The sequence below is a fragment of the Rhodococcus sp. LB1 genome (assembly GCF_001583455.1).
Classification (GTDB): domain Bacteria; phylum Actinomycetota; class Actinomycetes; order Mycobacteriales; family Mycobacteriaceae; genus Rhodococcus_F; species Rhodococcus_F opacus.
Window position 1 is genome coordinate 1 of sequence record NZ_LTCZ01000293.1, and the last position, 7,471, is coordinate 7,471.

Below are 7,471 nucleotides of genomic sequence, written 5' to 3' on the forward strand. Positions count from 1 at the left end.
GACTGCGCCTGAGAACGTCGGAGCATCCGACGACCCGGACACCTCCAGACTGAGCGGCATCCGCCACTGCAACTGCATCGCACACACTTGCCCCGCCGGAGCGGCAGCCGGCCATCGCCCTTCCACGGGCCTTTCGGCGACGCGGTGGGCGGGCGGGGCTCGACTGAGCTACCGCCCCATCCCCACCATCGTGGGGCGTGGTGATGCTACCGGCCACCCTGCTGGCCGTGGCCCCCGCCCGTACCGAGGACAGTCTTCATGCGCGCTTCATGCGCGGCCGAAGAGCTGCCGCACGCCACCGTCCTCATCGACTGTGTACAGCGACATCCCCAACAGATCCAGAATCCGCTGAGGCGCCCGCACCGCCGCGTCCACCGATCGAGGCTCGTCCCGAACAACTATCGCAAATGACACCGATTGATCCGGTTCGCTCGGCATCCGCCGCACGAGCTGCCCGATGGCGGTATCGACGTCCAGTCCCGGCGCGGTGGTCGCACCCTTGACTTCGGCGTAGAGCCGGCGTCCATCCTTCTCGGCAATGATGTCGACGAAGTTCACCTCGGTACGGACCCGTCCAGCCCTGAGACGACAACAACCACCCCGCGAAACCCTGGGCCACGAGCGTCATCACCTCTCATACGGAATGCCGTCACCGCCGCGACCAGAAGGAGGGCCGCCGCCGAACCCGCACGAAAACATGCTACCTTATGAATGGTATGACCGAAAGGGTAACTGTGGACGCCGTGGTGTTGCGAGAGTTCGGGGAACCGGACGTCTTGAAGATGGAGTCGATTTCCGATCCCGTAGCGAGCTCGGGTTGGGTCACCGTCCGCCTGAAGGCGGCCGCACTCAACTGGCACGACGTCCTCGTCCGCCAGGGCAAGTATTCGTCACCGCTGCCGCACGTACTCGGCGCCGACGGCGCGGGCATTCGCACCGACACGGGCGAGGAGGTTCTCGTCCTCCCGTCGCTGTGGTGGGGAGATCGTGACGCCGCGCCGAGCGCACAGTGGGAGATCCTCGGCGATCACCAGCGAGGCACCTATGCCGAATTGGTACGGGTTCCCGCAGACTGCGTCGCCCCCAAACCACGCGGGCTCAGCTGGGAGCAGGCCGCCGCACTGCCTCTCGTCGGACTCACCACCTACCGCGCCCTGTTCACGCGCGGCCGCCTCCGAGCCGGCGAAAATATACTCGTGCTGGGCGCCGGCGGCGGCGTCGCGACCATGGCCGTCATGCTGGCGTCCGCCGTAGGCGCCAACGTCACCGTCACGTCCTCCTCGGCATCCAAGATCGCACAAGCACAGGAACTCGGCGCGGCGAACGGCGTGCTCTACACCGACGCCGAATGGCCGGAAAAAGCTCGCCGGCTCACACCGGATGGGCAGGGATTCGATCTCATCCTCGACTCGGTGGGGACCTGGGAACAGTCCATCGCCGAACTGCGGCCAGGTGGCCGCCTGGTCGTGCTGGGAGCGTCGCGCAACGAGCTCGCCACCCTCGACGTCCGGCCCTTCTACTTCGGCCAGTACGAACTGATCGGGACCACGATGGGCAGCCCCCGGGACTTCGCGGGGCTATTGACACTGGTGGACACCGAATCCGTCCCGCCCGTACCCATCAGCGCGGTATTCCCCCTCGCGGAAGCGGCCGCCGCACACAAGCATCTCGAACAGGGAACCGGGTTCGGGAAGGTCGTTCTCTCGCACGGCTGACCGCGGGTTTAACATCTACCTCGACGCGGTTCGGTGACGACGAGAGGACGCCCAGTGGCGAGTGAACTCCCGATGTCGGCCGGCGACGATCGCCACGACGTGATCGACTGGATGCGAGCCGAATGGTCCCGGCGGCGTGATTCGGCCGATCTGGAGTTCGGAACCACGATGGCGTTGCTCCGTACGCACCAGTGGATCGTGCGCGCCATGGACCAGGAACTGCGCCCACTTCGACTGTCACGCAACGCCTATCTCATTCTGACGTCATTGCAATTATCGGAGGAGCGGACTCGCACGCTCGGCAAGCTGGGCAAGTACCTGATGGTCCACCCCACCACCGTGTCGATGGCGGTCGACCAACTCGTGAAGGCGGGCCTCGTCGAACGCAAGGCCCACGCGACGGATCGCCGCACCGTTCTCGCAACCCTCACCCCGGCCGGCTTGGAGGTGGTCGAGGAAGCGAACGATCGCCTCGCCGCAGTGCGCTTCGGCCTGGCGCCCGTCGACACCGACACCCTGGAAGCGTTGATCGAACACCTGCAACAGGTACGTCGCGCCGTCGGTGACGTCGAAACCGGGCACTGAGAGCTACCGGGCACCCTCTCGCGGCTGAGGTGCCGGGCTCGGCCGCCGCATCCCCACGCAGTAGATCTACGCGGCACACCTCTTGCTCCCTTAGCTTTGACGCCCTACTATTCAAACCTAGAATAGTTCTCACGAGGCGAGGAACGGGCCGTCCGGCTTCTCACTGCACGACAACGCTCCCTCGCCGTGATCCCCCAGCCGAGTCACGCACAGGAGCACACTCCGATGGTTTCATTCGTATTCACCGACGAACACGAAGAGTTCCGAAAGACGCTCGCCGCGTTCAGCGACCGAGTCCTACTTCCCGGCTACCGCGACAGAGCCGCGTCAACGGACTTCCCTTTCGACATCCTGAAGAGGCTCGGCGACCTCGGATTGCTGGGCATCGGCCTGCCCGAACAGTACGGCGGCACGGGCACGGAAGACCCCGTTCTCCTCGGGATCGCCACCGAGACCCTGGCCTACGGCGACGTGAACATGGCATCGGCACCCGTCCAGATCGGTTTGGTCGCCTCTCAACTGGCGCTGTGCCGGGACGAGATCCAGGAGCGCTACCTCCCTCCCCTCGTCAACGGTGAGCAGACCATCGCCATCGCGTTGACCGAACCGGGCTCGGGCTCCGATGCGAGTGCGCTGACCACCACCGCAACGGCAGTAGAGGGCGGATGGCGTCTGAACGGCGAGAAAACGGCCATCTCCTGGGCGATGAATGCCACTGCGGCACTTGTCTACGCGCGAGAGCCCGGATCCAGCCGTGCTCGGGGTGTCAGTTGCTTCGTCGTGCCGCTCGACGCGGAAGGCATCAGCGTGAGCCATATGCCCGGGATGGGCTGCCTCCCTTTGGGCTGGGGAAGCATTCACCTGTCCGATGTCTTCGTTCCCGAATCGCACCTCACTGGCGAACTCGGCAAGGGCTTTCACTCGGTTATGGACCACTTCGACTTCAGTCGAGCTGCCCTCGGACTGATGTGCCTCGGCGCCGCGAAACAGAGTCTGGAGGAAGCCGCCGCGTACGCGCAGCAACGGGAGACGTTCGGGCAGCCACTCTCCGAGCACCAGGGACTCGCATTCCAATTCGCTGAGCACGCCACGTATCTGGAAGGCGCTCGCTGGATCTGCTACCGGGCGCTGTGGCTCCGGGAAATCGCCCAGCCGCATACCGCCCTGGCGTCGATGAGCAAGTGGTGGCCTCCTGTGGTGGCCAAGAACGCGATCGAGTTCGCCATGCGCGTACACGGAAACCTCGGGTACTCGACCGAATCGCCTCTGCAGCACCGCTACCGCGACGTCACCGCCTACCTCGTCGCGGACGGCACAGCCGAGATCCAGAAGCGCATCATCGCGAAGGACATCTTCGCCCGCGGCACCGTATCTCTCTGACCCGCATCACCCTGAAGGAGTTCACAATGGGAACGCACGAAATCTCACCGCCGAAAGAACTGAAGGACAGCAGCGGGCTTGTCGTCGGCGGCACGGCCGGGATCGGGCTCGCGACCGCCGTCGGCCTCGCTCAGGCCGGCGCACCGCGCATCGTGGTCGTCGGGCGCAGCAGGGAACGCGGACAGACTGCCGTCGAACGCATCTCGTCCGTCAATTCGTCGTGCGAGGTGACCTTCCTGTCGGCAGACGCAACCACCGTCGACGGCGCCGCCCGTATCGCGTCCGAAGCCGAGCGGATCCTCGACGGCGTGGATGTCCTCGTGTCGACGACGGCCGCCGACACCCGACCGGAACTGTTCGCACACATTCCCACCGACGACATCGCGCGCATCTTCAACCAACTCGCGCTCCCGTGCATGTATCTCGCGAGCGAAATCGTTCCCCACATGACGGCGCGGAAGGGTGGCGTCATCATCAACGTCGCATCGGATGCAGCCAAGACCGCGACGCCCGGCGAGTCCGTGATCGGGGCGGCGAAGGCGGCGATCGTCATGTTCACCCGCACGCTGGCCATCGAAGCCAAGCGCAGCGGAATCCGCGTGAACGTCCTGACGCCGTCGCTGGTCACCGGCACCGGGTCGACCGAACGCATCACCTCCGACGGGTTCAGTGCCAAACTGTTCGCCAAGGCGGCACAGCAGGCCCACCTCGGCGTCCCCGAATCCGAAGACCTCGCTGCGCTCGCCGTCTTCCTCGCCTCCCCTGGCGCGCGCCGGCTGACCGGACAGGCGATCAGCGTCAACGGGGGAATCTCGGCGGCCTGAGAACTGCCTCCGAATCGGGGGCGAAACCCCTCGTCTGGGTGACGCACGGGTGCCGCTCATGCATGAGACTCGAGTCACAGCATGAACGGACACGGGCGACAGCGCCGGTACGTCCCGGCGCTGTTCAGCCCACACCAGAGAGAAGGTTGATCATGACGACGGTCGAATCCGCCGACACCGCCACAATTCCCGATGAGATAGCACGGCAGATCGTTCTCGCCGAGGGACACACCGACGACGCGAAGCTGTACGAGGCCTACCGATGGTTGCGCGAGAACCGGCCGCTCGGGCAGGCACGCGTGGAGGGGTACGACCCGCTCTGGCTGGTCAGTAAGCACGCCGATCTGATGGAGATCGAGCGACAGCCGCAGATCTTCAGCGCCGGCGGCGGCGAGAACAAGGGCTCGCACAACCCAATTCTCGCCAACCAGGCCGGAGACGAGTTCACGAAGAAACTTACCGGCGGAAGTCTTCGCATCCTGGACGCGTTGCCCTACCTCGATCCTCCGGAGCACTCCACCGTCAAGGATGTCGCGTTCGACTGGTTCCGGCCGGCCAACCTCAAGAAGTGGGAGGAACGCATCCGCGAGACGGCGAAGGAATCCGTCGATCGGCTCGTGTCCGGGAGTCAGGACCTCGACGCCGTACAGGAATTCGCGGTGTTCTTCCCGCTGCACGTCATCATGTCGCTGTTCGGTGTGCCGGTCGAAGACGAGCCGCGCATGATGGCACTGACACAGGACCTCTTCGGGGTCGCCGACCCGGATGCGACACGTGAGGACATCGAGAGCCTGTCTCCCGACGCCGCCGCACAGCAGTGGGCAGCGGCGATCTCCGACTTCTACGCCTACTTCGATGTTCTCGTCGAAAGCAGGCGAGCAGAACCGCGCGACGATCTGGCGACTCTCATCGCGGTCGCGAAGGATGCCGACGGCGAGTACTTCCCCAAGACGTTCGCCTACGGGTGGTTCGTCGCCATCGCCACCGCCGGCCACGACACCACGGCGAGCACCCTTGCGGGTTGCCTGCAGCAGTTGGCCGCGCGTCCCGACATCCTCGAGCGAGTGCAGGGAGACCTCGACTTGGTCCCCCACCTGGTGAACGAAGCCTTGCGGATCGTGTCGCCGGTAAAACAGTTCACCCGTGTCGCACTCACCGACTACGAACTCCGTGGGAGCACGATCAAGGCCGGCGACCGACTGATGCTGCTGTTCCAGTCCGGTAACCGCGACGCCGACGTGTTCGACAACCCGGACACCTTCGACATCGACCGGCGTCCGAACAAGCAGATCGCGTTCGGCTACGGACCGCACATGTGCATCGGCCAGCATCTCGCCAAGCTCGAAATGAAGGTCATGCTCGAGGAACTGCTACCCAAGCTTCATCGCGTCGAGGTGACCGGCGAACCCAAGATGATCCAGACCAACTTCGTCGGCGGACTTCGGCACCTCCCCGTCCACCTGACGTTCGCCTGACCAGGTGGTGCGCCGAGACGGAGAGGACTCTCGGCGCACCACCTTCGAGTGAGAAAGTGCCCTCAGCGCATGACGAAAGTTACCTATCACCTGCCGGACGGGTCGACGGAGCACGTCGAGGTCGAACCCGGTAAAACGCTCATGAACGCAGCACTCCGCAACAACCTTCCCGGCATCGTCGCCGAATGCGGCGGCAGTTGCGCCTGCGCTACGTGCCACGTCCACCTGCCGAAGCAGTACACCCGCTTCTTCGCCGAACCGACCGACGAGGAGACGGATCTGATCGCCTATCTCGACGCCGCGGACGACGAGTCCCGTCTCTCCTGCCAGCTTGTCGTCGCTGACAGCGAGGCCGAGATCCACGTCCGCGTCGCTGACAGCAGGTGAGGTCGTGACCACGCAGTAGCGCGGGAACACCGCGATGAACGTCCGGCACGCCTTCTGCGTCCTCGCCGGGATCGCGGCGCTACTCCTGACCTGGCCGTTCGCGTTCGACTGGATGGGCGACGGCGGAAACATCCTCAACCCGGTCGACTTCTTCGGAGACGGTATCGAGCCGGGCGGCACCGCTACGTTCCTGAGCATCGACATGCTGATCGCGTGGACGGTCTTCGTCTGGGTGCTCGGACACCGCACGGATCGGCATGGGCCGGAAGTGGGGTGTGGTCTTCGTGCCCTTGTCCTACATCGGCGTCTCCATGGCGTTCCCGTTCTATCTCGTTGCACGAGAGCACTTCCTGGCGCGCGCCGCCTACGGTCGACCGGAAACGGCCACGGTGGACAGCCCGGAGTCCCGTGCCGTGCGCGGACAACTGTCCTCTGTCAGCGAATCGTCCTTGCGCTGGACCCCTTGACCTGCGGTGAGGAATCTTGAGTGGCGAACCGGACTTCGTTGAAGCTGCTGCGGGGCCGGGGGTCTGGTCGACTTCGCCATTGGATCTTGCTTGATTTCGCGTGAGTATCCGTGGTGGAGGATTCCCGCGGCGAGACGGGTGACCGGTCGGTGGTGGTGCGCCGCGACCGACGTGCCCGGCGCCGACGATCGGTATCACGGCCGTCACCCGGCCCAACATGTGCGGGGTTTGTGCAGACGCGGAAGCTTCCCGATCGCTGGAGCAGAATGGGATGCCATGGACGATATGGAGTTGGTCGAGCAGGTGCGGCGGCGTTGGGAGCAGGGTGTCCCGCCGAAGGTGATCGCGCGTGCTCTGGGCGTGCGGCCGTCGGTGGTGGCGCCGTTGGTGCGACGAATCGCTGCCGAGGCCGCAGCGTCCCGAGGATTGGGGCGGGTGCTGGGGTGCTGGGTCAATTGCGGCTGGAGTGTCGGGCTGGGCCTCGAGGGTCATCCGGAGTGGGCGGAACTGGACGCTCCCGCCGGTGAGGTCGAAGGCTTCGCGCAGGTGTTGGTGGCACGAGAGGGACGGCGTGGTCGGGCGACGCTGCGGGGCTACCTGGCCGACGTGCACTGCCTGGGGGTGAAGAACACCCGTGA

At 65.3% G+C, this 7,471-nt stretch carries 8 protein-coding genes and 1 pseudogene; 8 read left to right on the plus strand and 1 reads right to left on the minus strand.

The annotated features are described in order from the left end of the window. Nucleotides 1–267: 267 nt before the first annotated feature. Entirely contained in the window at nucleotides 268–558 is a 291-nt protein-coding gene (locus tag AZG88_RS31175; protein ID WP_061700063.1) for a hypothetical protein, read from the minus strand. A gap of 176 nt (nucleotides 559–734) precedes the next feature. On the opposite strand from AZG88_RS31175, the gene AZG88_RS31180 reads away from it, so the two are divergent. The 8 genes and pseudogenes from AZG88_RS31180 to AZG88_RS31215 all read left to right on the plus strand — a co-directional run. Beyond that, nucleotides 735–1,715, plus strand: coding sequence for a quinone oxidoreductase family protein (locus tag AZG88_RS31180; RefSeq protein ID WP_061700064.1), 981 nt, complete (start codon nucleotides 735–737; stop codon nucleotides 1,713–1,715). Between the two features lie 54 nt (nucleotides 1,716–1,769). Beyond that, on the plus strand, nucleotides 1,770–2,300 hold the full coding sequence (locus AZG88_RS31185) for a MarR family winged helix-turn-helix transcriptional regulator (RefSeq protein ID WP_061700065.1): 531 nt from the start codon (nucleotides 1,770–1,772) through the stop codon (nucleotides 2,298–2,300). A 225-nt stretch (nucleotides 2,301–2,525) separates the two neighbouring features. Further along, nucleotides 2,526–3,680 (plus strand): acyl-CoA dehydrogenase family protein, encoded by a 1,155-nt coding sequence (locus AZG88_RS31190; protein ID WP_061700066.1) that lies wholly within the window; start codon nucleotides 2,526–2,528, stop codon nucleotides 3,678–3,680. Nucleotides 3,681–3,706: 26 nt separating this feature from the next. Continuing rightward, nucleotides 3,707–4,504, plus strand: coding sequence for an SDR family NAD(P)-dependent oxidoreductase (locus AZG88_RS31195; protein ID WP_061700067.1), 798 nt, complete (start codon nucleotides 3,707–3,709; stop codon nucleotides 4,502–4,504). 152 nt (nucleotides 4,505–4,656) lie between these two features. Further along, entirely contained in the window at nucleotides 4,657–5,979 is a 1,323-nt protein-coding gene (locus AZG88_RS31200; RefSeq protein ID WP_061700068.1) for a cytochrome P450, read from the plus strand. Between the two features lie 69 nt (nucleotides 5,980–6,048). Next, on the plus strand, nucleotides 6,049–6,366 hold the full coding sequence (locus AZG88_RS31205; protein ID WP_061700069.1) for a 2Fe-2S iron-sulfur cluster-binding protein: 318 nt from the start codon (nucleotides 6,049–6,051) through the stop codon (nucleotides 6,364–6,366). A gap of 257 nt (nucleotides 6,367–6,623) precedes the next feature. Beyond that, complete coding sequence (locus AZG88_RS54390; RefSeq protein ID WP_231914266.1) at nucleotides 6,624–6,833, plus strand: hypothetical protein; 210 nt, start codon at nucleotides 6,624–6,626, stop codon at nucleotides 6,831–6,833. 276 nt (nucleotides 6,834–7,109) lie between these two features. Further along, nucleotides 7,110–7,471: pseudogene (locus tag AZG88_RS31215) on the plus strand (hypothetical protein); the annotation flags it as partial.